The organism is Chitinophaga sp. S165, assembly GCF_003182155.1.
GTDB lineage: Bacteria > Bacteroidota > Bacteroidia > Chitinophagales > Chitinophagaceae > Chitinophaga.
Genome location: NZ_QGTG01000001.1, coordinates 886,537 through 912,561 on the forward strand (window position 1 = coordinate 886,537; position 26,025 = coordinate 912,561).

Sequence of the window (26,025 nt, forward strand, 5' to 3'; positions counted from 1 at the left end):
GACCATAGAAAAAGCCCGCCAGATTCGACAATGGCGGGCTTTTTGGCAACAAGACCAGCATGTTCCCGGTAGCATAAATTATATTAGTCATCAATAAGAATTTAGGTTAATTATGTAGGATTAGTTCCAGCTCCCATATTAACTACTTCTTTTATTATTTGGTTCCTACGGTTCACCAGCGTGCCATTAACTTCAACGGTTTTTATATCCAGGTCCCATATCCAATCATTCAGTATGTCATTTACCCTGTATCTAAGTTTAGGTAGATCTGACTTCTGGCAGGATATCAAATCCGGATCTTCTATTGGAACGAACACAAGGAGATCTATTCCAGCAATAATTGTTTGAGCGGTTTCAAATAATGGCTTAATATTCCTGGCTTCATCAATAGCATGGATATATGCTAAAATATCAATTGGAGATCTATCAAATATGATATTGTCTCCAGGTCTTGAGATCTGCTCTAACGAGCATTCAAATTGTTTTATAAAATCATCGACATCGGGTATTTCTGAAAATATATATCCTGATTCTTCAAGTGCGTAATACGGCTCTATGTTAAGGGTGTACCCAGGAAGATATTCCAGTAGCTCTTCTGCCAATGTAGTTTTGCCAACCTTGTGAGCGCCTATCACAGCTATCTTCATGTCTATTGATTTTCGATTTAAGATAATCCTAATAATCTTTATTTATTCATAAAAATAATTACTGCTGGCATATCTTTGGTCATACTATTGCCGATAGAAGCAAGCTATATCCATTTACAGCGTCTCCTCAGATAATGAATTTTCGACCCTCTTTGACGTCAAAATCAATATCTATAAGGGATATTCGCTCCAGGGTAGCAGTACCAATTCAATCAGACAGCCTATTTTCACGAAGACTTTGTAATTTGTGGCCTATGATCCGGCTATATGAAAACTTCAACCAGGACAGGGCAAAGGTAGAGCTGTTATATGCTGATGCCGTAATGAACATGGCTTTCTGCCAGTACCGCCGCTCTTCCGAGGATGCGTTCTTTATGCCTTACGCTGCACTTACTTATGTACGCGAAGGCCGGAAAGTGGTTTTCCTGAACGGTGAAAGATATGATATGAAAGCTGGTGATGCGCTTTTCGTTCCGAAAAATTCCATTTTATATTCTGATATCCTCGTGAAGCGGGACCCTTTCGTAAGCCTGAACCTGGTGCTTGGTGACGCGGATACCCTGCTCAGTCCCATGGCCTGCCACATTGCAGACCGTATGCAGCTGCAATATTACGCCAGCGCTCACAACATGAGTCTGAGTACTTTTAAACGATGGTTCAAAAAGAACGTAGGCTGTAGTCCTGGTCAATGGATGATCGAAAAACGTTTACAACAAGCAAAATACCTTCTACAACACAAGCGTTTATCCGTGAAGGAGGCTTGCTATAGCAGCGGGTTTGAAGATGTATCTTACTTTATCCGCAGATACAAACAGGCCTTCGGCGTTACACCAGGTCAAGTAGAAATTTGACCTTTTTGTCCTATCCTCTCACATTCCTATACTGTACTTTTATCAAAAAAAATATGATCTCACGCGAACAAGCCCTGCAATTTGCGGACGAATGGGTAGCCGCATGGAACACCCACAACCTTGATGCGGTACTCGAACATTATACGGAGGATTTTGAAATGAGCAGTCCCTTTATACTACAAATGGGCATCAGCCCGGATGGCCGTTTGAAAGGAAAGGAAAACGTACGGAATTATTGGGAAAAGGCCCTGACGAAATATCCTGATCTTCATTTCGAGCTGCATGAAGTTTTATCATGCATGAATACTGTGATCATTTATTACACGAGTGTTAATGGAAAGAAAGCAGCGGAATTTTTTACTTTCGGTGAGGATGGAAAGGTATTGCTGGCGATGGGGCATTACAATTAGAAGGATTGTAATAAGTTGCAGTAAACGATATCCTGAAAAATATTACCGAAGAAAAAATCCCTTTAAACCGGTATCGGACGTAAGGCACTCGTTTGTATATAAAATATTATATATTTGTCTCTCCTTTGAGTAAGGGTCTGTAATTATTTGTCCCAATAAATTGACTTTCAACCTTATGCTGCACTTTAGCCATAATGCCTTCTATTTAGGTGCATTGATCTTCTTAGCTATTTCGCTTAGCAACTTTATTTATGTATGGCTTTGTAAAATTTGGAAGGTTAAGATCACCGAGTTTTCAATTTTCTTAAATCCTGGTTTTTCCATACTTAAAAGGAACATTAATAGTACAATATATCAATTAGGCTGGTTGCCAATAGGGGCTTATATCAAACCATTGGGAATGCTAAAGGAAGATTTGGGAAGTATTGCTATAGAAGAATTACCATTTTCTTTTCTGAATAAGTCCAGAACAAAGCAATTGTTCCTTGGCCTTATACCATCCGTGGTTTGGTTATTGGCCTTACTATTAAGTTTGTGTACCCTGAAAGGACCTGGGAATATTCTTCAGGCTACAGCTGAAATGCTTAGTTACATTTTGGTCGCCATTAAAACAATGTTTGGTTTAAGTGCAGCCAATGAACTCGTGATGAGGACAACCAATATGCTGATCGATAAGAATATTATATCATTCGCCTTAACATTACTGATTTCAATCTTTCTTGTTCTTACTTCGCTGTCAAAAATCATGAGTATATATTCCCGGGACGAAAAAAATATCAATTGGCTGATAAAGCTGCCGGGTTTTATAGTAATCATTCTCGGTGTGTATTTGACCTTTTGGAAAATTCCTAGTTTTGTTTTTTCTTTTTTTTCGTTTAACCAAAATGTGAGCTACATCCTTAGTTTTATTTTAGGGCTATATCTTATAGGCTCATTAGCTTTTATACTTACAATAATATTGGTAAAACTGAAAAACTAGTAAGGTGGCCAGTGTACCGATCGACATTAAACGAAGCCTTATCAACGCCAATTAACAGTTCACCTCACAAAGCTTATTTATTACCGTGAGTTTTGAGATGATTAACGAATATAGTCCAATAACAAAAAGGCAGGACCTACTCTAAGAGCGGGTCTTGCCTTTTTTGTTCCCAGAACAGGAATCGGCCCTGCACTTTTAAAATCCCTACCACGCCGTCTCATCCGCTCCAACATCCACCCTGCCATTCTGTTTCCTCGCCTGTTTATCAATGTCCAATTCCCCTGATGCCGGCACAAACCCCGGATTCCCCGCATTAATACAAGCCGACCCACTGGCCAAATGCAAATTCAACGCCGCAGCGGTATTATTCACAAAAGACGGATTACCATAAGTCCCATGCGCATCCAATCCGGTACCTGTCTGAAACGCGGCCAGCGTAGTATAAAACCCGTCGGTCCCCCAGTCAAATGTAGCCGCACTTCCTGAACTTGTATAATACCGGTCATAATCCATTGCAAGATTCGTAGTCGTATAACCTAATAGTTTAATGATGACGATATCGTTGGCGGATTGAATGATGTTATTGGAGAACGTCACATGATCGGTATTCTGCAGACCGATCTCACCTCCCCATCCGCCATTGGTGAAGTTCTTAAAGAGGGTATTATTGCTGATAGTAGAATAAGCCACTTTGCTACCGGAAGCATTAGCGCCGATGGACAGCCCCGCCTCTTTATTGTTATAAATAACGTTACTACGCACGTTGATCCCTTCGGCGGTGCTGTTAGCCATTTCTGAACCCAGGGAGATGCCTACGCCGTTGCTGAAGGAGTAGTTACCTTCGATATTGATCCATCGGCCGCCGTCTACATATATGCCGCCACTTACAGCAGCAGGCGATATACAATTATACACTACGTTACCTTTGACATTTCCGTTCCTTACGAAGTTCACGCTATCCGGAGCGCCGGTCCAGGCGTAATGGCCGTTCATATCTATTCCGATATTCCTGTTATGGTGTACAATGTTATTCTCTATCAGGAAGTTATCTACATTCCCTGCGAGGGTCATGGCTTCGCTATAACCGGGGTTGCAGGCATATACCTGGTTGCTGCCAAAGTATATCTCGGTATAGGCAGCGGGCGTTGAACCAACTAATATCAGCGGATTAGCATTGTTCCCGCTGGTGGGCATGGCTGTAGAATCTGCGGTCCAGCCAATGTTGTAGATCCGGCAGGAGGTTATGTGGACGTCCGTACCCGTGCCATGAATATGGATACCGAAAGCGCCGGGCCGGATGTTATTGGCGATGCGGATATTGTTGATCCTGATATGGCTTTTGTTAAGCACCAGGATCATTTCATCCTGTGTGTTGTTGGTAGCACCAACGCCATCGAGAATAACAGTACCCCCGGAATAATTGGTAAGTGTGATAGGCTCGGCAGCAGAGGCACCGGAATGTTGCCAGATCAGCCGTTCTTTGTAGGTACCACCTGCCACATAGATCGTGGCGCCAGCCCCTTCAGTGGTTTTGTCTAACGCGGCCTGAATGGTTTTAAGAGGTGCGGCGGCCGACGTACCGGTGTTGGCATTATTACCGGAAGTGCCGTTCACATAGTAATTAATGATAGCCAGGGTTTTATGAACATCTTTGTCGATGAGTTCATTGTCCTTTTTATTACAGGACATCAGGGTTGCAATGACCAGGCATGCAATGGCATTCTTCATAGTGGTTTGTTTTAAGGGTTATGTCAATTAAAGGGTTACACCATCATCTTAAAGACGTAACTCTGGAAACGAAGGACCGCCCTCGCGAGATAAATAGCTGAAAAATAAATAGATAATAAAAAAACGCTATCTACATCAAATTAATTTACAGATGAATTAGGAAGATTCGATAAAAATGGCATAGTTTTGTCTACTAGTACTGTATAAATTGAACAAACCAAAAAATCAGGCCATGAAACAGTTATTTTTGAGCTTAGCAACAATCGTCACGCTATTCGCCTGTAATAACAAACCATCTCAGGAAGAGGCTATTGAGGCTGCCAAACAGGAAGCTGTAGACTCTGTTAACGCTGTAAACGAAGTTAAACAGCGCACCATCGATTCCATGAAGACAGTTAAGAATATTCGTGAGAATAGCAAACCAGCAACCGTAAATCACAGCAACGGTAACAACGACAACAGCGCACCTGCTGCTGAAGCTCCTGCTACCGCTACTACTACGGAAAAGAAGAAAGGCTGGAGCCACACCGCTAAAGGCGCCGTTGTAGGTGCTGGTACCGGTGCAGTTACAGGTGCGATCATCAACAAGAACGACCGTGTGAAAGGTGCAGTTATCGGTACCGTAGTTGGTGCTGGTGCAGGTGCTGGTATCGGTGCGATCGTTGATCATCAGAAAAAGAAAAAAGAAGCCGCTAAGCAACAGTAATCGCTTATCGACATAACTTATACACCAGTCCCGGACATGTAATATGTCCGGGATTTTTCTATTTAATAGCTGGTCCGAACACAGAAAATGATCAGCGGTTATTAAAAACGCCTGATTATGCCTACTTTTTCGCCCTGTTACAAAACCAATGCTCGTTGTCATGCTGAAAAAGTATTTACCTTTTCTGCTATCCTTTTTTCTGTTCGTTCAGGTAAAGGGGCAGTCCTATCCTACGCCTGCTGAAGGCACCTACACCGTTGAAAATTTTACTTTTGAGAATGGAGAGAAACTCCCGCTGATGAACCTTCATTATTATACCATCGGCACGCCCCGCAAGGGATCTGACGGGAAGGTCATGAATGCTGTATTGATCATGCACGGTACGACGGCATCTGCAGCAGGATTCCTGGGTAAACAGTTTGCCGGTCAGTTATTTGGTCCCGGACAGCTACTGGATGCTACCAAATACTTCATCATACTACCCGATGCCATTGGTCATGGGAAATCGAGCCGTCCGAGCGACAGCCTCCATATGCGCTTTCCCGCATACACCTACAATGACATGGTGACTGCGGAACATCGCCTGCTTACAAAACACCTGGGTGTTGATCACCTCCGCCTCATATTAGGTACTTCAATGGGCGCCATGCATGCCTGGGTATGGGGATATGCTTATCCGAAATTCATGGACGCCTTAATGCCACTTGCCTGTCAACCCGCGCCGATTGTTGGCCGCAACAGGATGATGCGCAAAATGGCGATAGATATGATCAAAATGGACCCGGCCTGGCAGGATGGTGAATACAAGTCACAACCTGTACTCGGATTGACAGGTGCATTATCTTCTTTCTTTTTTATGAACAGCAGTCCATTGCAACTGCAATCGTCTGCCTCCACTCGTGAATCGGCCGACTCGCTTGTAGTCAGGATGAGAAGAGGCAGCCTTGCCTCCCTAGACGCAAATGATGTGATCTACGCACTGGAAGCTTCCCGTTACTACAACCCCTCTCCATTTCTGTCACAGATCAAAGTGCCGGTTTTCGCCATCAATTCTGCCGATGACGAAATTAACCCTGCGGAACTTGGTGTAATGGAAAAAGAGATCAAAAAGGTAAAGAACGGACGATATATCCTGCTGCCCATTACAGATAAAACTGTTGGTCATGGCACAAACTCCTTACCTGCCGTGTGGGGCGATTATCTGAAGGAACTACTGGAGATCTCAGAAAAACATTAAGGTCATTTTTTTCCGGCTCTGAAAACCAACAGAAATCCTCCCAGGACTAATAAAAGCAGTGAGCTGATAAATATGTCCCATCCCCATCCGGTAAGCACTACACCTGTAGCGGTACCGACGATGGCAGATCCTGCATAGTAAAACAACCAGTAAAGCGAAGTAGCCGTGCTTTTGCCTTCCCTCGCCTCCTGCGAGATGATCCTGCTGGAAAGCGTATGCGTGCCGAAAAAGCTGAACGTGAAAACTCCGAGACCGGCTACGAAAGCCACCAGTTGTGGTATCAGCATCAATAGCAATCCAACTGCTATAGCCGGGATGAAGAACCGGATCAGTTTTGCGGGAACTATTTTATCAGATAATCTCCCGGATACCATCGTGCCCAATACACCTAAGGTATACATCAGGAAGATACAGGCTATGACATAGTGTGGAAGAGAAAAAGGAGGCGCTTCCAGATGGAAGCCGGTATAATTGTAGATGCTTACGAAAGCGCCCATCAGCAGCAGCGCGGCAAAGTAAATGAGGACGATGACCGGCTGACGGAAAAAGACGCCCATCTGCTGCCACTTATAACTGATATTGACAGGATGCGGTACAAAATGTTTTGAGTCAGGTAAACGCTTCATAAAAAACAAGCCCAGTATCAGGCTGGAAACTCCTACAAATACTGCCGCCCAGCGCCAGTCCGCCCATCCGGCTATCAACATCACAATGATCCTGCCCGCCATACCGCCAATAGCATTGCCGCTCAGATATAAACTGATGGCCAGTCCTAATGCACCGGTGCTTACTTCTTCTGATAAATAAGCTAATGCGACTGCTGTAACGCCGGAAAGTATAGCCCCCCTGACAAAACTCACTGCTATTAGCAAAGGGAAATTATGAATGAAGACAGATATCAGGGTGAGTACCGCCGATGCCAGCATAGCAAAACCCATCAGCTGTTTACGCGGCAATGCATCCGCTTTCAGCGAAAATATGAATAGCCCTACCGCCATTCCCAGTGTAGACGCAGATACCGCCCAGCTGCTTGCAGCAGGTGTGATATCAAACTCCTTACACAACAGCGGTAGTACAGGCTGAAATAAATATAACTGGGCAAATACCGAAAGCCCTGAAAGGAAAATACTGTTCTTGATCCGCCGGAACCGGAGACTTCCCCGCTCCGCTCTTACAGGTGTTGCTGCTACGTTCGTCTTTTCTGCCATCTCTGTTAGGTATCCATTCTCAAGGCAAAGGTCTGTACATTGAAGGAATTTAAAAATGATATTTTACGGTTTTTTGTATATGCATCAAAGCATGAGAACAGCCTTTTGCCGTCCCCACGCTTCGCTATCCATCTATCCTGACTTAAGGTAATACCGCAAATCCGAGGTACTTTTCGGCATAATGGCTGGTAAGATTATAGATATACGAGCCATCCAGGAAAGTGATCCTATACCCTACCAGCGACCTGTCAGTGGCGCTCAAACGGATGGTATATCCGCATGATTGCAGGTACTTCGTGTCAATGGTGAAGGCAAGACCGTTGTTTCCGTTATCCGCCAGACTTACACAAGACCTTGAAGAAGGAATGATAAAGGTGCTCAGCGGAGTACCTAATGGTGTAATATGTGCCGCAGGCTGCAGACTGAAGCTCCAGTTGCTGAAGAACTGGTCTATCACTTTCAGCTGTCCACTGATAACATCTCCCTTATTATAGAATTTGCAATCGCCTCCGGCAATGATCACATCCAGCGTACTGGCAGGATCGAGTGTGGCCGATGGTGCTCCGTTAACAGTGTAACCTGTGTTGTCGAGGTATACATATGTTTCGGCGGAGTAACTGATGTTTGCAGGTGCATGCAACGGATCTTTGGTATATAATACCCTGATCTTATACAGGCCGTTCCTGTTGCCGCTATCCCAGAATGCCAGCAATGACAGTTTCTCTGCTTTCGAAGGTACCGCTGGCAGATAGGTCAGCCAGCCTCCTGTTAATGATGGGTCCTGGTCATGTAGTGTTAAGATGCTGCTTTCGATGATCTGGAACTTCTGTTTATCCATCACATCCTGCCAGGTGCCGCCACTTGTATCGAGGAACTGTACTTTATAGAAAGTTGTGCCCGATGCACCGCTGTTGGTGAACATACCACTCAGTTTGATCAGTCCTCCGAATGAATATGCTGCTCCGGGGAACACAGCGCTGCTGTACGCAAGCCCTCTCGTACTAATACCTGCCTGATCGATGTTGCTGAGCGCCACGCCATTCACGTCAAACAGGTTGATACCCAATTTGCCGCCATCCAGCGCACCTGGTCTGATCTGTACCCGTACATCTATACGGTTGCCGTAGAAGTTCAATGCATTCGGATCTGTGGTGGAAGGCAATGTCTGCCATGACATTACACCACGTATCCTTACAACGTTTGGCAACTCACAGCTTTTCAGTCGTTTGGAGAAGTCTAAGGGCAAAGCCACATTATAGAACAAGCCATCTTTAGGCATGTTGCTGATGTCATGCACAGTAACGCTGGTGGTGCCGAGGTATTCGTCGAAAGTACCGTCGTTGTTCCAGTCCGCCCAGAAGGCCACATATTCTTTTGAACCTGCGGTACAGAGGTTTCCGCTGAAACCAGTCGTTTTCTTTAGTTTGATGACTGCACCCAATGTATCCGAATTGGTGTGAAGACCTACGCAGGTAAGTTCTTCATATGTTACGTTCGCCTTATCATTACTGAATATCGGATTCGTGATCACCTTCGTAAGGTCGGCAATGTTAACACCTATTTTACTGATGATGTCAAGGTCGAACACAGGCGCTCCGCTGGCTTGTTTGGCAACCTCCGGCAACTGTGGTATCAGGCTGCTGTAGAAGGTCCGGTGATCTTCAACACCTGCCCCCTTGTACATTTTGTAGAATTGTTCTACCGGTGGCAATGGTTTATCGATAACCGGTAATTTGAATTCTTCATCTACCTGCGGAAATACATCCAGCTTTTCCTGGATGCCCAATTCTTTGATAAGGTCTCCCCAGAAGATGATCCTCTTTCTCTTCAACTGGATATCTGCATTCACAACATTACCAAAGTGAGGAATGTCGGCGGGGTTTACAGAAGGAATACTATTCCAGGATAACACGGCTCTGACGGTGGGAATGATCGCTGTATCACAATTGGTAAACCTGCGGTGCGCTTCATCATTGAGGAATATGTATACCATGTAATGAAGCGGATGTTTGGTATGCGGCACTGCATCAGGTATGTCAGATACTTTGAAGCTGGTCAGACCAGCATCCTGAAATCCTGCGCCATCGTGATAGTCGACAAAGAAGCGTACGAATTCATGAGAACCGGCACTGCATAATCCGCCGCTATAGCCGGCAGGTTGTTTGATCCGTACTACCGCTTCCAGCCGGGAAACATCGGGATTAAATCCCACACAGAGCAGCTGTTCCCAATAAGTGATACTGGCTGTTTGCTGCGGCAGGAATTTAGAGAGTAGCAAAAGTTTACGGTTTTCCAGGTAGACTTTGACCTGCTGTTCAGAAAGGTTGTCTGTTGCAATTGCTTTGTCCATTTGAATAATTTTTTGAGGTTAAAAACTAAAAAAGCAGCTCATGGCCAACGCATAATGTGCGTAGGACGGTACATGACAATGGATCGTTCCGGGTCTGTAGATCTTAAATTGTTGAGGTTATGTGTTTGTACTGTTTGCTGTTGTTTCCGGGGTCAATGTTGTGGCTATTGGGCAATGTTCTGAATACTGCTTTATCTGTAAAGTAAAGTTCAGTCAAATTAGATGTTCCGGCAAGCGTATTAATACCTGGATTCCCGGTAGAAAATACTGTTCTTCTCCCCGGCTCAGTTTTGCACTACTGCGCGAACATCAGATACTTATTTGTTCTCACCCAGGAGTTTCAGCATCCTGGCATGGGCAAGAAGCGCCCTGAAGAAAGTCGGTTTTACATTATAGGACAGGCCAAAATCTGCCGCTGTAGCTCTGACTATAGGAGCGATCTTTTTGTAATGTACATGGCAGACGCCGCTAAATAAATGATGCTCGATCTGGAAATTAAGTCCGCCAATGAACCAGGAAAGAAAACGGCTGCGTGGTGCAAAATTGGTGGTATTGGCCAGTTCATGAATAGCCCAGGAATCTTCCATATGCCTGCTACCAGCATCACCAAGCGGTAAAGAGAATGAAGATGCTTCCACGACATGAGAAGGTTGAAAAACACAGGAAAGGAAAAGTCCGGCAGCAAAATGCATCAACACAAATCCACCCAGTACCCAATACCAGGGCTGCCCGGAAAATAATATGGGAAGTACGATGATGTAACCAAAATATCCTACTTTGTAAATCGAGATCCGGAACAGCGCTTCTTTGAGAGAAACTTTTTGTTTGATCAGCAGATCATGCCGTTTGTATTTAACTACCTGCAAATAATCTTTAACGGTCATCCAGAACAGTGTCATGATAGTATAGAAAAACCAGATGTACAGATATTGATACCGGTGAAACCAATACCACTTCTGTCTCGGCGAAAAACGTAGCAGGACAATACTATCAATATCTTCATCCAGTCCCGTAATGTTCGTGTAAGTGTGATGCAATACGTTATGCTGGATCTTCCAGTTAACGGTATATCCCCCGATCACCTCCAAAATGTGACCGATAAAACCGTTCACTTTTTTGTTAGGAGAATAAGCCCCATGATTTGCATCATGCATGACAGCGGTACCTATGCCACACATTCCCCAGCTCATCATAAACCAAAGTCCCATAAATACCCAGAGATTGTTTGCACCCAGGCCTGTTACCATTAAAAGGTAAGGCACAAAGTACAGCAGCAGCATGATCACTGTTTTAGCCCACATGCCAGTGTTGGCGTAAGGAGAAATACCATTAGCAGTAAAATAAGATTTAACCCTGCCTGTCACGGTTTCCATAAAGCTATTCTCGCCACGGGGAGCAAAACGCACAATATCCAGTTTTTCCATGTAGTATGCTTAGAATGTATTTTATAAACGCTCTCTAATATTGTGCTGTTAACATATGGCCGGTTCCGGTAAATCGGGCAAAAGATCAGATGCAATCCGGAAAGATGACCGCTATAGCATTCAACAAGCTTGCCGATTAATTTGTTTTTATGCCCTTCACCTGAAAAATACCGAAAATCCACCGGTTTGTCTTAAATAAAAACACCCGCATAGAAATATGCCGGTGTATCGCTTATACCTACAACTCAGTTACACTGTTAGCAATAACTGTATTAATTGAATACAAAGGTAACTGACTGTAATTCAAGCCACTTTGTTCAAAGGGTCAAATTTACTTTGTTAAAAAGTTCATGCGGTAGCTTGATATTCCCACTCTAATATGCTTCAATAACCCCGGGTACATGCAAGCTGAAACAGGAGTAACTAAGTCAAAAAAGCTGGAACCAGCCGGGATTCTCCCCCCAATAGAGGTGTATATAGGACGCAATTACATTATCTTTCCGGTATACCGGGGTCAGCACTTCCTTCCCCCTGGCGTTGTAAACCTTGCCGATCCGTTCCAGGGGTTCCTGCTCCGTAAAACCAGAATAGTGAAATTCATGCCCTTTAAAGCGATTTAAGCCCATTTCTATATCACGGTAACCGAGTGACAGTCGCGCGTCCTTCATCGTCGTTTTAAGGCTTAAAAAGCCAATCATCGGGTATTCTTTACCGGTATTGTCCGCCAGGGTCTCCCCGAGGTACATCATACCCCCACATTCGGCAATGACCTTTCCCCCGTTGTTGCAGTAATCAAGGATCGATTCCCGCATGGTAAGGTTAGCTGACAATTTCTCAAGGAACAATTCAGGATACCCGCCCGGAAGATATAGCAGGTCCGTTGCCGGTAGTTTCCAGTCGTCCAGGGGACTAAAAGTAGTAACCTCCCCTAATTGCTTCAATATCTCCAGGTTCTCAGTGTAAGTAAAGTTAAACGCATCATCCATCGCTACCGCAATTTCCAAAGTACGGGCAGGTGGCAATATGGTTGGAACAGGAACAGCAGGAACGGTGTTCTGCGTGATTTCAAGCAGCTGTTCTACTGTTACTGTCTTGCTGATATGAGCGGCAGCCCTTTCTATGATAGCGTTGTAGTCGTTATCAGGAGAGATGGCCAGTCCGAGGTGACGGGATGGGATTTTAATATCATCATTCGCCGGTACATACCCCAGCGGAGTAACACCCAGATCTTCACAGGCGTCTTTCAGGAACTGGTAATGGCTTTCCGTATTCACAAAGTTGAAGATCACACCGGCTATACGTACCTGCGGATTAAAATGCATGAAGCCATAGATCAGCGGCGCTACTGAATAAGCCATCGCTTTGGCATTCACGACCAGTATCACCGGCAGGTCAAGCAACATAGCTATTTCCGCACTACTCCCCTTCATCCTGTCTGCGCCGTCGAACAGGCCCATTACACCTTCGGTGATCACTACATCCGCATCGGCGCTGTATTTTGCATACAAGGACCGCACATGATCTTCGCTCATCATGAACGTATCCAGGTTAATACTCTGGGAATGGGCTGCCAGGAAATGATGTTTAGGATCGATGTAGTCGGGGCCGCACTTGAACGGCTGTACTTTTAAGCCTCTGTTATGCAACAGTCTTAACAGACCTAATGTGATCGTCGTCTTGCCGGAATTACTGGATGGTGCTGCAATTAAAAACTGTGGCTTCATTCGGTCAAAGATAGTACATTCGCAATCTTATGCAGCAACTAAGGTCCATCATGTTTGCCGGCACTGCATCGGATGTTGGCAAAAGTTTTATCAATACAGGCTTCTGCCGCATCTTCAAACAGGATGGCTACCATCCCGCTCCTTTCAAAGCACAGAACATGTCGCTCAACAGCTATGCCACACCCGACGGCTTCGAGATAGGACGCGCCCAGGCCGTACAGGCAGAGGCATGCGGGATCCCCTGCAGTACCGATATGAACCCGGTGTTGTTGAAACCTACCAGCGATAAAGCCTCCCAGGTCGTATTACTGGGTAAACCCGTAGGCAATCAGTCGGCTTACGACTACTTCATGGGCAATAACAAACAGGAACTCTTCAAAGAAGCCAAAGCAGCGTACGATCGCCTCCATACGAAGTATAACCCCGTTGTACTGGAAGGCGCAGGCAGCATCAGTGAACTCAATCTGAAACACCGCGATATTACTAATATGCGTATGGCTTTACATGCGCAGGCCGACGTATACCTCGTGAGCGATATTGACAAGGGCGGATTATTCGCAAGTGTCTATGGCACCATAGCACTGTTACCACCGGAAGAAAAGGAACTTGTCAAAGGCATCATCATTAATAAATTCCGGGGCGACGCCCGCCTCTTCGATACTGGTAAAACCATGCTGAAAGAGCTTTGCGGCATTCCTGTTATTGGCATTATCCCTTACCGAAAAGACATTTATGTAGAAGAAGAAGATTCCGTCGGACTTGAACATAAACACAACGATTTCGCATCCGGCAAAGTGAATGTGGCCGTTGTACTGCTCAACCGCCTGTCCAACTTCACCGACTTCAACGTACTGGAACAGGATGAGCGCGTTCACCTCTTCTATAGTAATAACCCGGCTGATATTGAAAAAGCAGACATCATTATCCTGCCCGGCAGTAAGAATACGATTGCCGATCTGATCGACATCAAGAATAATGGTGTAGCAAAAGCTATTGTACTGGCACATAAGAATGGGAAAACAGTGATTGGCATCTGTGGTGGTTACCAGATGATGGGCAGCAGTATAGAAGATCCGCATCATGTAGAAGGTATGGTAGAATCGATGCCCGGACTAGGTATCCTTCCTGTCAAAACAGTGTTAACCGAAAATAAGGTAACGGAACAATGTCACTTTTACTATAAAGGCAATGCTGACCGCTGTAACGGTTATGAGATCCATATGGGTATCAGCACAGCTACCAGCGCTGAAAGTCCCCTCAACAATACAAGTAGCGGCAATCAAGAGGGATATATACTGAATGAACGTTGCTGGGGCACCTACATTCACGGTATTCTAGACAATGCTGTAGTGATAGATGATCTGCTGAAAGATCATACAACAAAGCGATCTTCCGTCCCTTTCGATTACCTGGCTTACAAGGATGCGCAGTATGACAAGCTGGCGCAACATCTGCGTGAGCATATAGACATGGATTATATTTACAGACAACTAAAGAGAGACAGATGATCACCGGCCACGGAGACGACAGATATTTGTTTAATTATAACATCGTTGCTGACTTCAGCTCTAATGTATATTACGAAGGGTTTTCTGATAAATTAAACAATCACCTTACTCATTGCCTGCATAAGATCAATAATTATCCGGAAGCCAATGCACAGCGCTTACAAGCTGCTTTAGCAGACTGGCATGGCATAAAGCCCGGACAGGTATTGGTTACAAATGGCGCAACAGAAGCCTTTTACCTGGTAGCACATGCATATCGTAGAAAATCAGCTACTATTATTATACCTGCTTTTGCTGAATATGAAGACGGCTGCCGGGCCAATGATCTGCAAATAAATCATCTGCATTGGGATGATCTTCGCCCGGATACAGTTTTTCAGACAGATCTGGTATTTTTCGGCAATCCCAATAATCCTACAGGGGCAATACTTCATCCGCAAACGATAAAAAAGCTCTTAGATCATCACCCGGCAACTATGTTCGTGATCGATGAAGCGTATGTTGATTTTACGGTGGATGTTATCTCGATGGTCCCCTCCCTGGATGAATATCCTAACCTCATCATTATTAAGTCGCTCACTAAAACATACTCCATACCCGGATTACGGCTGGGTTATATACTCAGTAATAAAGCTGTTATCAATAATATCCTTCCCTCCAAAATGCCCTGGTCAGTCAATACACTGGCTATTGAGGCAGGATTGTTCATTGCACAACACCGGGATGAAATGGTATTGCCCGTTTCGACACTGACATGGAATGCACTTGAACTGATCAGCGCTTTGAATAATATCGGTGATATCTCCATCAGGAAAACACATACTAACTTCTTTCTCTGTCAGACGCCCAAAGGTACTGCGGCGGAGTTGAAGCTGTTCCTCTTACAAACAGCCGGTTTGCTGATAAGGGATGCTTCCAACTTCAAAAGCCTCACGCCACAGCACTTCCGTATCGCGACACAGCGTAAAGAACAAAATCTATTACTCGTTAAAGCGATCAAGTCATGGATGGACAGTTTATGATGACAACCATTCCATTAATAGCAGGCTATCTACTGGATCTCTTACTTGGTGATCCAAGATGGTTACCGCATCCCATCCGTCTATTCGGAAATGTCATAGCTAAAGGTGAAACAATATTAAATAAAGGAACATTCAAACTACTGAAAGGCGCATTACTGACAATCGTTCTCTGCGCACTGATATTCAGCTTCTTCTATTTCATGCAGCACTGGCTGCTAACGTTCAATACCGTAACATACTACATCTTCACCAGCATCTTTGTCTTTTACAGTCTGGCCAATAAAAGCCTTTTACAGGAAGGTAAAGAAGTGTTTGACACATTAGCGAACCAGGGACTTGATGCAGGCCGCAAACGCCTGTCATGGATCGTAGGGCGCCAAACAAGTGCGCTTAATGAGAATCAGATCCGGACAGCGGTATTTGAGACCTTATCAGAGAATTTAAGTGATGGTGTCATCGCGCCGTTATTCTACTATGCTATCGGCGGGTTACCTGCTATGATGGTTTATAAATTGATCAATACCCTCGATTCTATGATCGGGTATAAAAGCGAGCGGTACTTCTACTTCGGAAAATTTGCAGCCAGGCTGGATGATGTGGTTAATTATATCCCCGCCAGGTTAACAGCGTTCTTAATGGTATTGGTGACTTTCAGTAAACGTGGGGCAGTATATATTCTTAAATACGGGCATCAGCATGCAAGCCCGAATTCAGGTTATCCGGAAGCAGCCTTGGCAGGTATACTACAGTGCCGCTTCGGAGGCCCGAACACTTATCATGGGCAGGTGGTGGTCAAACCGTATATAGGAGATACGCCACGGGAGATTGCGCATGATGAGTTAAAGAAAGTGAGTTATGTGAACCATACAGTGACTATAGTAGCAGTTTGCTTAATAACTTATGTCTCAAAATATTGATGGGGCCGGCTACCATATCATAATCTCATCGTTCAACAGTAGATAATACTTACCCGTATGCGTGTCTGTTAACATTTTAGTGTAACTCTCCTTTCCCGGACCATTTTGACCCGTCCTGCCGTTATATGCATCTATAGCCCGGATAGAATCATGGTCGCTTAGAAACAGCCTTCCATTTATCAAACCAAACTGTGGCATGCCCGTCACGTCAAAACTCGCAGACCAGCCATCACTCAGGCTATCTGTGCGCAAGCCATTTACAAGAACTTTACTCTTCGTTTTTTCATCAGGAAAAGCTACACCGCGGTGTACAGAAAAGACTACGATCTCACTCTTCAGATGAAAGACACTACTGATAAGATCATCAAACTTCCTGGTAGCCAATGTTGCGCCATTCTGCTTATTCAATTTTACCAACTGTCTTCCAGAATTGACAATCACGGCATCTTCCGTCATTATCATTTCAGGCACAAATAATGAAGCTCCGTCCCGGCACTCAGTTACGGCCGTCCATTTTTCGCTTCCGGAAGCATCAACAGCATATAACTTCAGACTGTCCCTTCCGGATTGCTCACGGGAAAGGACCGCCAGATTGGTATCCAGCGGATAAGAAATATTAGAGAGTTGCGGGTTTCTTGTATCCCGATGCTGATCATAAGTATGCAGTTTATCTTCCTTTATGTTCCAAAGGTAAGGTCCGTATACACTTCTTATGTAGTATAGACTGTTATTTTGCAAAACGATGTCCCCGGCCTCTACCCAGCTGCTGTGTTCAACCGTCAGGACTGTCTCCAGATCATTCCTGAAATCATAAAAGAACACTTTACTGCCATCGTATATGGAACAATAGACAAACCGGTGATCATCAAAATCGCTCAGTACTTCATAGTACCTGAGCGTTTTCAGCTCTTTCCTGGCAACAACCTGTTTGTTTGACAGATCGATCAGGTGTAATACGGAAAAGTCTTCACCCATTTTCGAAGAACACACCAGCAGTTTGCCGTCCTTCACTTTAGTATTAAGTATCTTATACCCATTACCCACCAAAACCTGCACGTTCAGAGAATCGTGCAGGTTTTGGAAGTATATCAGATCAGCTACATCTTTCTTATTTGACCGGCAAGCCACCATACATCCTGCAATAAGCAGGATACCTATCAGTCTACGGTACATTACTTCTTCTTTATATTTTCCTCATAGTATTCATTAATGCCTTCATTTGCTTCTTTTATTTGAGCCGCCTGTTCTTTGGTCATCGGATATTCCATATTGCTGTGCAAGTTATTCCATAGCATCAGCATAGGCAAATGAAATCTACCCATAGCGCCGAAATCTGTTTTGCTGTCTTCCAGATCTATGTTAAAGGTCGAGAAATTGGGGAAATAGTGTCCGGTCCCGATCCATGCCCCGAATTGCGCGCCATTACCAGTAACGCCTTCCTTCCTTGCCAGTGCATTCAGATAATCCAGAGACGATGTGCCGCTATATTTTTTATATACAGCCGGCGCAACTACAGTAACCTGTTCTTTCATAATAAAATCATAATCCCAGCAGTACCAGGCCATATAGCTATCCTTCCCTTCCATGGTGCAACTATAGAACAGATCGTGGAACTGCCCAACCGCAAATGCAGCAATACCCAGGTTCAGATCTTTCACCAGCGGGCCGAGTTCATTCCATTTTTGCGTCCACCAGCCGGATTCAAAGCCATCATTATAGGTATCCGCGAGGTCATCGACCAGGTAAGCTGCACCTTTAGCCCATCTTGATTTATATCCTTTTTCATCGAGTTTTCTTTGCACCCAGTGATAATAATCCCTTACTATCGCAAACGGATATTCATCCGGATCATCTGATCTGAACCTGTCCGTCCACTCGTTCGCCGTAATTGCCTCCATAGCCTTGCTCCATCTTCCGCTTACATCATTTTCCCGGTCGCTCGCTAACCATGCGCCGTCTGATCCATCCCATTTGTCTTCAGCCATTGCCTTATCCCCAAAACTCTGCTTGTAAGATTCATAACTGCTGAACTCTTCAAGGCCATCCAGATCAATACTGTTAACCGGTCTGTTACCCGCAAACTGATAAGGTGTATACCACGGGTAGGACTTCGTTAACGGGTCGGTACTCAGGAACCTGCCCAAACGCGGATCATAGATCCTGAATCCATAGTCCTGCTGGTTTCCGTCGCCTTTTATCTCATTGTCGTTTTCCTTACCGTTAAAGCCATATCTGTATTTGTTACTATTGCTGCCTCTTCCAGGCATCGCCATACCAAATGCATAATATTCCTGCGTGGATATCATGTCCGGCTCAAAGTAACTGATAGATGTACTGTCGGTCGATATCATCTTCTTTTTATCGGTTACTGTTGCTAACACATTCCCCAGATGATTACTTAATTCAAAGAACTTTTTACCACGGATGAAACTTCTGTTTATTCCAGTTCCCAATCCTCGCAGTACAACAGTTCCCGGCTGTACCACATTCTGGACATCCGTTTGTTCTGTACTGATACCAAGACGATTGGCACCATATAAATGAGTTTCCGTACGTGTCAGGCTGCCACCGTTCACTGCGTTGTCACCTTTGGTATACACACTCAACACCGTACCTGTTGCATCTCTTACATACCAGGTCTGCACACCATTAACAGTTTTACTCACACGGTTATCGGCAACATCATAGGTAAAACTTGTTACCGTTCCATCTGTTTTCGTGATTGACGCAATTTTCCCTGTCCTTGTCCAGGTAATATTGCTGATGCCTGCTGCCACATCCTTTATAAGACTGCCGGTACTATCATAGCTATAATTTCCTCCTTCCTGATTATCAATATCATTGTCGTAATTACCGGCACTTACCGCGTCAGCTACAAAGTCCAGGCGGTTCTTTCCCGGCACGTAAGTATAAGTCAGGTTATCCATAGCCAGCGGTTTGGCCGCAAAGCTATTATTGCCGTTACGGGTATAGTTAAGGATATTTCCATCCTCGTCGTAAGTGATATTCTCTTTAAAGTCCTGCAATGCAACAGGCGTCCAGGTATTTGTGCTTGTATTGAGGCCGCGGACGAATTGCGAACCTTTCAAACGGTTCAACACATCGTAGTTATAAAGCGCCAGCAATGGCAGATTACCGGAAGCGGTCTGCTGACTGATAGCTGATATACCTCCTGTAAATACAGGCTTAAATCCGGTACCCTCCACCGCAGCGAACGGTGTTACTGCACTATTAATCGGTTTGTACTCCCTCGCTCCATAATAATACAAGGAATACCCAACTGCATCCCTGGCTACAACACTACTGCTTATACCGTCTTTACCCATATCAGCATTTCCTGTCAGCGTAGTTCCATTTACACCTTTGATCCAGCCCTGTAGCGTATAAGCATAATCAAGCCCCTGCACCTGCTGCTGTCCCAATACTGTTCTTGCCAGCAATCCATGTCTGTAATACTGATAATACGCATCATTCTCCCAATACACACTATCACGGCTGGTTTCTACATTTATAAGCCTGTTCTCCAGATCGTATGTATAACGATGATAGAATGCATCCGCCTGCGAAGGCTGATAAGCAATCTGTTTTACATTTCCGCTGATCAGATCGTATTTATACACCACCTTCTTAAACCTGTTACCGCCATCTGCCATGCCTCCCTTCTTATAGTCCTGCAATAGGGTATCTACATTACCATGTATATCATAACTATAGAAGGTAGCAGCAGTATAACGGCCAGCTCCGAGATCAGGTGAATTGTCATAGGCAGCCCTCCATGCAACCCTGTTCCGTACGTTACGGGCCGACAACACCAGTTGTGACAATGGTGAATAAGGCACATCATAAGTGGTAGTCTTTATCTGTATACACGTTGTTCTCGCGCTCGAGTAAAAATGCTGGAGAGCTGATGGGTTACGGGTCAGATTGTCGTTCACGATAGTATTGCTGCGCAATTGACCAACTTCCGTTACTCGTCCCAATCCATCATAAAAAGTATAACTGTAGTCACGTCCTACACGCTGCGCAGCATCCTGGGATAAAACTAACCTACCCAGCCTGTCATACCAGAACCTGGTAATACCGCCGTCCGGCGTTTCCTGTTCCACTACCTGTTCCTGCGTATTATACCTATACTGTGTGATCTTCTTATGTTCAGGTACACGTCTCTGTCCTGCTATACGTGCAGCTTTAACACTGTTTGTCCAGGTGGATGACCTGTCTATTACCACACCTCCCGGAGGCACTGTTTTCACCAGGTTACCAGCCTGATCATAATAGAACAATGTATAATGATACTCACTGGTAGTATAGCTTACAGTAAATACTTCCCTGTTTGCAGCCAACAGGCCTGTATTAACATAGTCCTGTCCGAAGCTTCCCAGTAATGAATCACGGTAAGCATTATATAACTCCGTTCCTTTACTGATGGCAAAGAACGCAGTGTCAGAACAGTTGTTGATAGTGTTGACATCCGTTGACGGGAACACAGGCGTTGACTTTCCGCACAACAATGGCCCATCATATATTGGTGTAACCGGTGGTGGTGGCGAAGTAGTACAAACACCGGAAGATGCGCCGCAATTTGCCTGATAGAAACTATCTATTTGAGTCATTGTGTAGTTTGTACCCTGACCGTACGTTTCATTGAAGTAAACTACAAACTCGTCACATCTGTGCGCCCGGTAAGTCACATTCAGGAAAGGTTGCTTGGTTCCCGCCGCACTACTGTTCGACCAGAATACAAAGGCGTTATAAACCTGTACCGGCTCGGAACTTAGTCTCATGATCAATCCATAATCAACTCCACTGCGGGAAGCTGTATACATATCCCTTACCAGGTTCGTACAAACCTGATTCAGATAATTGGCACTGCTTTGCGTGGTGGTGATCGGACTTAAACTAATACTGTTTGCTGCCACTGTACCCGGTTGTCCGGCCCATGTTGTGACATTGGCGATTACAGGGCCTGTTGACCTTGCGAAAACACAGGAAATCGTTCCGGGATTAGCAGAATAATGTGATTGGCTACCTGCAACGATCTCTCCACCTGCAGATGCTGGTTTTGCATACAGGTTCATATCAGCATATGTGATGTTAGCCCCTCTTGCAACCCTGCCAAAATTAAATACAATGTTATCTCTGAAGGTAAACCATCCGCCATTCGTCCAAACCGCGGCACCCAGCGTAACGTTTGCGGGATATGCAGTGGTCCTCGTGCTTAAAAGGTGCGTTATCCTGAGTGTAGCGGCCGTTTTGCTCACAGTAACAGTATCTCCGACCGAAACCGGATACAGGTTCAGGAAGTTGTTCCTGATATTGGTGATCGTTACGCAGGTTGCTGATGGTTGAGGAGGTACAGGACAGTCAGCACGGAATTTAAGATACTCCCATGCCTGCTTGTTGATCCCCAGTTCATTATTCATATAGTTAGCGAACAGCTTATTCCGCTTTTGCTGCGTCGTATCCGCTTCTTCTATTGTTGGCGTGATACCCGGGAACTTGGTTGTAAACCTGGTATAGGCGTTATTCACCACATTGCAGGGTACACATATTTCACCGGTGTAACATTGTAATGCCGGTGGCAGACTTATGATCTTCTGGAAATAGGTACAACTGCTGGTAGTATTACATGCATTCAGCAGCTGGGTCAGATCAGCATCAGACATATTGATCTGTCTTGTACGGGCAAGATAACCCGCAAAGTTGCCATCTGTAGTTTTACCGTACAACAGGTATTCACTGCGAAGGTTATTTAACTTCCGGCATTCACAGGTATCAGGTTTGGAATAGACTGGTTTATTGCTGTATGCTATCTGTTTGTCGTAAGGCGCAGGAGCGGTGATCACATAACCATTACAATCCACGCTATTGGAAATACCCTGTTGCGCATTAAACTGTTCCAGTACCTGTTGGAAGCTTTTATAGGCATAAGTACTTGCAGGCCTTACTGAGCTTGAGCCCATAGGGTGTGCTGCATCTGAACCTTCTTTACATACTTCTACCAGTCTTGGTATCAGTATGTTCAGCATTGCCTGAGTGTATCTGCAAGGCGCGAGCTGTTGCACCCATGCTTTGGCGTATGCATTACAATTATCTTCATAATGCCGCTTCACGGCATTGTTAGCGGAATCTGACGCCGCTCCGGACTGTGATGTATTGTTCAGATAACCCAGGCCATTCTGACCCAATGCATCACTGGCATTGTTGAAGTTCAGCTGTTTACCTGCGGCAATAAGAGCTGCCGGAGTTGGATTGGTAACACCGGAAGGGCATGTTGCATTCTTTATCTTATTATCTATAATGCTCCTTTTTGCAGACAGATAAAGCCGTCTGAAGTTACGCCAGGCCATGTCCAGGTCACCTGTACATAGTACGCTTTCGTTGAAAGGCGCATTAGCTGGCGCATAGGTAGAGAAGCAGGCCGTACCACTTCCTTCGCATTTCACCGTAGCGGTAGCCGTGCTCCACATCGTTAAGATCTGGCCGCCGGAACCTCCATTATAGTTAATCAGCTTCACCTGCAGAGCATTGTACATTTCGGTGCTTTCCAGCGATAAAGGGTCTCTGTTCGCAGTCACTACCGGATAAGGGAAACTGCCTTGACCTAACGGATTCAAATAGCCTTTAGCCTTCGCTTCAGCATAAGTATCTGTCTTTTCAAATTCCCTGTCCCATACATAACTTGCCTGGTGTTTCTGGAATTCCAGCCACTTGCAATATTCAGGATGGAACTTCAGCAATGCCGGCGCCCACGATGCTTTGAACTTCGCTGCAAATTGATCTGGCCTCAAACGCTGTGGTATCACGTAAGCATTGCTCAACTCATCATATGCCAGATCTGGCCGTCCTGCTTCGTCGAAGTAGGTGACTGTATCACGCTTATATGGCGGCAGGGTATTTTCATCCGGTGAATAAAAAACAGAATAAATGTTAAGTGTATCTTCCGCGTCAGCATACTGGCCGGAAGGTGCTGATACATCCAGTAACATGGCGTTCCTGACGTCAGTAACTTCTGTCGTTTTCCCACATAACACCTCACAGGCAGCTACCGCTTCGGCATATGCAGCCAGCGCTTCCCCCCTGTAAGTGGCAGTATCGGCGATAGTAATACCACCTGCTACCATATACCTGTTACGGAAATTATCCCAGGTGCCTATACTGTCCTGACACGCAGCACAATTTGGAATACATTGCGTATTGGCCAGGAAATCACGTTGTTGCTGCACGAACTGCACTAGCGTAGTACAGAAATTCTTCTTCATGAAGACGCTATCCCGATAATAAGCCATCGCCTCTTTGCTGACAGTCAGACGTTTTGTGATCTGGTAGTTCCCTCTTGGCAGACGTTTTGTAAATGCCACCTGCAAAGGCTGCGGCGTATTACAGTCAGCCACGATCGTTCCAGTGTAGTTGCGGATGATCGTATCAAAGGGCTTTCCGCCAAGCCGAAGGTTATATGCATCGTCTGTGATCTTTATTGCAAGGTCATAAAGGGCAGTATAACAAACGGTATTGTTATTGCAATCTTTCTTCTGTAATACCGGCGGAACCAGGGAATATTTAAACTGGTAATCGCCATCCACTGCCACCAGCTGACTCTGCGTATTCTCCATCACCAGCTCTTTGATAACGTTACTGTTGGCTCTTGACAAAGTATCCGTTACAGGGAAACTGACATTGGAAGACAGATTGTCAAGACTGGCGCTATCAGGCGTACCCGCCAGCGCTGTGGCTACTGTACGGCCATACATATCCAGGTAGGTAACAGCATACTGCCCGTTGGCGTCCTGCACCATGTTCTTAAAATAATGACTCTTGTCGCCCGCCTCTGTACCAAACAATACATCAAGGTCATTATCACCGGGAGCACCATAATAATATCTCGTATCATGGTTGCTGCCTATCCTGTAAACAGGACCCAGCCCGCTCTGCTGGCTTATCCGCCCGGTATTATCCGGGGTATATACAGTTTCTGTAAAGGCAAAACCTCCGGCATCAGGTATGAACTGATTCACACCACTGTTCTTGTCGGGGTTGTTAGGGGAATAATATTGGTTTGCGCCAGTAGAAGACGACATCTGGTTAGCCCTCGTTGTAAGGTACTCTGAGGGTGCATTCAGCTTGTCATAATTTGACTTGTCGTATTCTGCTCCATTCAATGCACTATTAAAACGTGGAGCATATTTGATCACTGAGTTTATTGATGGCGCGGGCATTACCTGTATCACAGATCTTCCCTGGTGATCATAGAAGGATTCTGCGACCATGGTCTTATTCGTGGTGTTGTCCTTTGAAACCACCTGCCTGCTGCGCATGCTGCCATCATAATATTCTACCGTAGCCTTTCGCTTTCCTTCTTCGGCATAGTTTACCGTCATCTGCCAGTTCAGCTTCCGCTGATGCCCGGTAAAACTATAACGTCCCAGTCCTCCGGTATAGTCGGAGCTCCACGCGGTTTCTATCCTGCTGACATTACTCTTTTGCTGGATAGCCCTCACTCTGAAAAACAGGATCCCTCCATTATCATACAAAAGCGGGATGCGGTAGCTATTATCAACAACCGTCACGCGGGTGGCATTGTTCCTGAATAGCAATACAGGATTGACCGGATTGCCATATTTATTGCTGGTATAAGCAGAAGAGTCAACGTATGCCCACTCCAGGTCGTAAGCATCCGCTCCTGCTGTAAAAGGCCAGTTCACACTCAGTTCATCAGTAGAATCGGTATTGGGGGCACTGACAGCACTGATGCTTTTAATGGCATCATCAGTACAGGATAATTTATATACAGGGTAGACCTGCATCTCATTCTCCAGCACCATTGCGTTCAATACCCTGGCAGCAGCTGTAGTCGACACACTGATCACTTTAACAGTTACACTATGTGCATTGTTAAACACGAAACTGCTTCTATTGGTATAGCTTCCTGCAGCATCATAGTTAATGATGAAACTCTTCTCGACGGAATCCAGTGTAAAATCGGGCCGGGTATAGATCAACCGGGCATTGAGCGTCGCTGTGAATTGTGCAGGAAGATAGACCCCGCTGTATTCATTGATCTTGAATGTTATAATGTTTTTGACCAGGTAGGGCGTATCCAGCTTGCTGATGAGTGTTGGGTTCATATAGAGGCTGTCCTCCATTATTGCAACCGAGTCTTTGGCTAGCTGGCCTTTGCTGCCATCTAATACATTTTTCAATGTTCTGACACTACCGGTTTGGCCAAAACTGTTGCTTGCCGTTATTAACAGTACCAGCAGCGCCAGCCATAAAGCTCTCTTTCTTGACAAAGAATGCATAATATCTTATTTAAA

At 45.1% G+C, this 26,025-nt stretch carries 16 protein-coding genes; 8 read left to right on the forward strand and 8 right to left on the reverse strand.

Annotation, left to right across the window (positions count from 1 at the left end; translation table 11 throughout):
• Positions 1-110 precede the first annotated feature (110 nt).
• Positions 111-647: an ATP-binding protein gene (locus C7475_RS03280; protein ID WP_110051009.1), complete on the reverse strand. Its 537-nt coding sequence runs from the start codon at positions 645-647 to the stop codon at positions 111-113.
• Between the two features lie 254 nt (positions 648-901).
• On the opposite strand from C7475_RS03280, the gene C7475_RS03285 reads away from it, so the two are divergent.
• From C7475_RS03285 to C7475_RS03295, 3 genes are all read left to right on the forward strand, one after another.
• Complete coding sequence (locus tag C7475_RS03285; protein ID WP_158286406.1) at positions 902-1,498, forward strand: AraC family transcriptional regulator; 597 nt, start codon at positions 902-904, stop codon at positions 1,496-1,498.
• A 53-nt stretch (positions 1,499-1,551) separates the two neighbouring features.
• Positions 1,552-1,908, forward strand: coding sequence for a nuclear transport factor 2 family protein (locus C7475_RS03290; protein WP_110052796.1), 357 nt, complete (start codon positions 1,552-1,554; stop codon positions 1,906-1,908).
• A 175-nt stretch (positions 1,909-2,083) separates the two neighbouring features.
• The gene (locus tag C7475_RS03295; protein ID WP_110051013.1) at positions 2,084-2,887 is read left to right on the forward strand and encodes a hypothetical protein; all 804 of its coding nucleotides are present in this window, start codon (positions 2,084-2,086) and stop codon (positions 2,885-2,887) included.
• Between the two features lie 204 nt (positions 2,888-3,091).
• On the opposite strand, the gene C7475_RS03300 is transcribed toward C7475_RS03295, so the two are convergent.
• Positions 3,092-4,615, reverse strand: a complete 1,524-nt coding sequence (locus C7475_RS03300; protein ID WP_110051015.1) for a right-handed parallel beta-helix repeat-containing protein — start codon at positions 4,613-4,615, stop codon at positions 3,092-3,094.
• 232 nt (positions 4,616-4,847) lie between these two features.
• Here C7475_RS03300 and C7475_RS03305 point away from each other — a divergent pair, with 232 nt between their 5' ends.
• Positions 4,848-5,321, forward strand: a complete 474-nt coding sequence (locus C7475_RS03305) for a glycine zipper family protein (protein WP_110051017.1) — start codon at positions 4,848-4,850, stop codon at positions 5,319-5,321.
• A gap of 160 nt (positions 5,322-5,481) precedes the next feature.
• The gene (locus C7475_RS03310) at positions 5,482-6,558 is read left to right on the forward strand and encodes an alpha/beta fold hydrolase (RefSeq protein WP_110051019.1); all 1,077 of its coding nucleotides are present in this window, start codon (positions 5,482-5,484) and stop codon (positions 6,556-6,558) included.
• A gap of 2 nt (positions 6,559-6,560) precedes the next feature.
• Here C7475_RS03310 and C7475_RS03315 read toward each other — a convergent pair whose 3' ends face one another.
• The 4 genes from C7475_RS03315 to C7475_RS03330 form a co-directional block, all read right to left on the reverse strand.
• Complete coding sequence (locus tag C7475_RS03315; protein WP_110051021.1) at positions 6,561-7,766, reverse strand: MFS transporter; 1,206 nt, start codon at positions 7,764-7,766, stop codon at positions 6,561-6,563.
• A gap of 142 nt (positions 7,767-7,908) precedes the next feature.
• The gene (locus tag C7475_RS03320) at positions 7,909-10,116 is read right to left on the reverse strand and encodes a hypothetical protein (protein WP_110051023.1); all 2,208 of its coding nucleotides are present in this window, start codon (positions 10,114-10,116) and stop codon (positions 7,909-7,911) included.
• A 317-nt stretch (positions 10,117-10,433) separates the two neighbouring features.
• Complete coding sequence (locus tag C7475_RS03325; protein WP_199236162.1) at positions 10,434-11,540, reverse strand: acyl-CoA desaturase; 1,107 nt, start codon at positions 11,538-11,540, stop codon at positions 10,434-10,436.
• 428 nt (positions 11,541-11,968) lie between these two features.
• The gene (locus tag C7475_RS03330; protein WP_110051025.1) at positions 11,969-13,264 is read right to left on the reverse strand and encodes a cobyrinate a,c-diamide synthase; all 1,296 of its coding nucleotides are present in this window, start codon (positions 13,262-13,264) and stop codon (positions 11,969-11,971) included.
• A 29-nt stretch (positions 13,265-13,293) separates the two neighbouring features.
• Between C7475_RS03330 and C7475_RS03335 the strand changes: the two genes are divergently transcribed.
• Genes C7475_RS03335 through cbiB form a run of 3 tightly spaced genes read left to right on the forward strand, consistent with a single transcriptional unit; the run spans position 13,294 to position 16,711 of the window.
• Positions 13,294-14,772: a cobyric acid synthase gene (locus tag C7475_RS03335; protein WP_110051027.1), complete on the forward strand. Its 1,479-nt coding sequence runs from the start codon at positions 13,294-13,296 to the stop codon at positions 14,770-14,772.
• On the forward strand, positions 14,769-15,794 hold the full coding sequence (locus C7475_RS03340) for a histidinol-phosphate transaminase (RefSeq protein WP_110051030.1): 1,026 nt from the start codon (positions 14,769-14,771) through the stop codon (positions 15,792-15,794). The genes C7475_RS03335 and C7475_RS03340 overlap by 4 nt, the downstream gene beginning before the upstream one ends.
• Complete coding sequence (cbiB, locus tag C7475_RS03345) at positions 15,776-16,711, forward strand: adenosylcobinamide-phosphate synthase CbiB (protein WP_110051032.1); 936 nt, start codon at positions 15,776-15,778, stop codon at positions 16,709-16,711. Before C7475_RS03340 ends, cbiB begins: the two co-directional genes overlap by 19 nt.
• 9 nt (positions 16,712-16,720) lie before the next feature.
• Here the strand turns inward: cbiB and C7475_RS03350 are convergent, their stop codons facing one another.
• Positions 16,721-17,884 carry a hypothetical protein gene (locus C7475_RS03350; protein WP_110051034.1) on the reverse strand — a complete coding sequence of 388 codons (1,164 nt, stop codon included), beginning with the start codon at positions 17,882-17,884 and terminating at the stop codon, positions 16,721-16,723.
• Entirely contained in the window at positions 17,884-26,010 is an 8,127-nt protein-coding gene (locus C7475_RS03355; RefSeq protein ID WP_110051036.1) for an RHS repeat domain-containing protein, read from the reverse strand. Before C7475_RS03355 ends, C7475_RS03350 begins: the two co-directional genes overlap by 1 nt.
• Between the last annotated feature and the right edge of the window lie 15 nt (positions 26,011-26,025).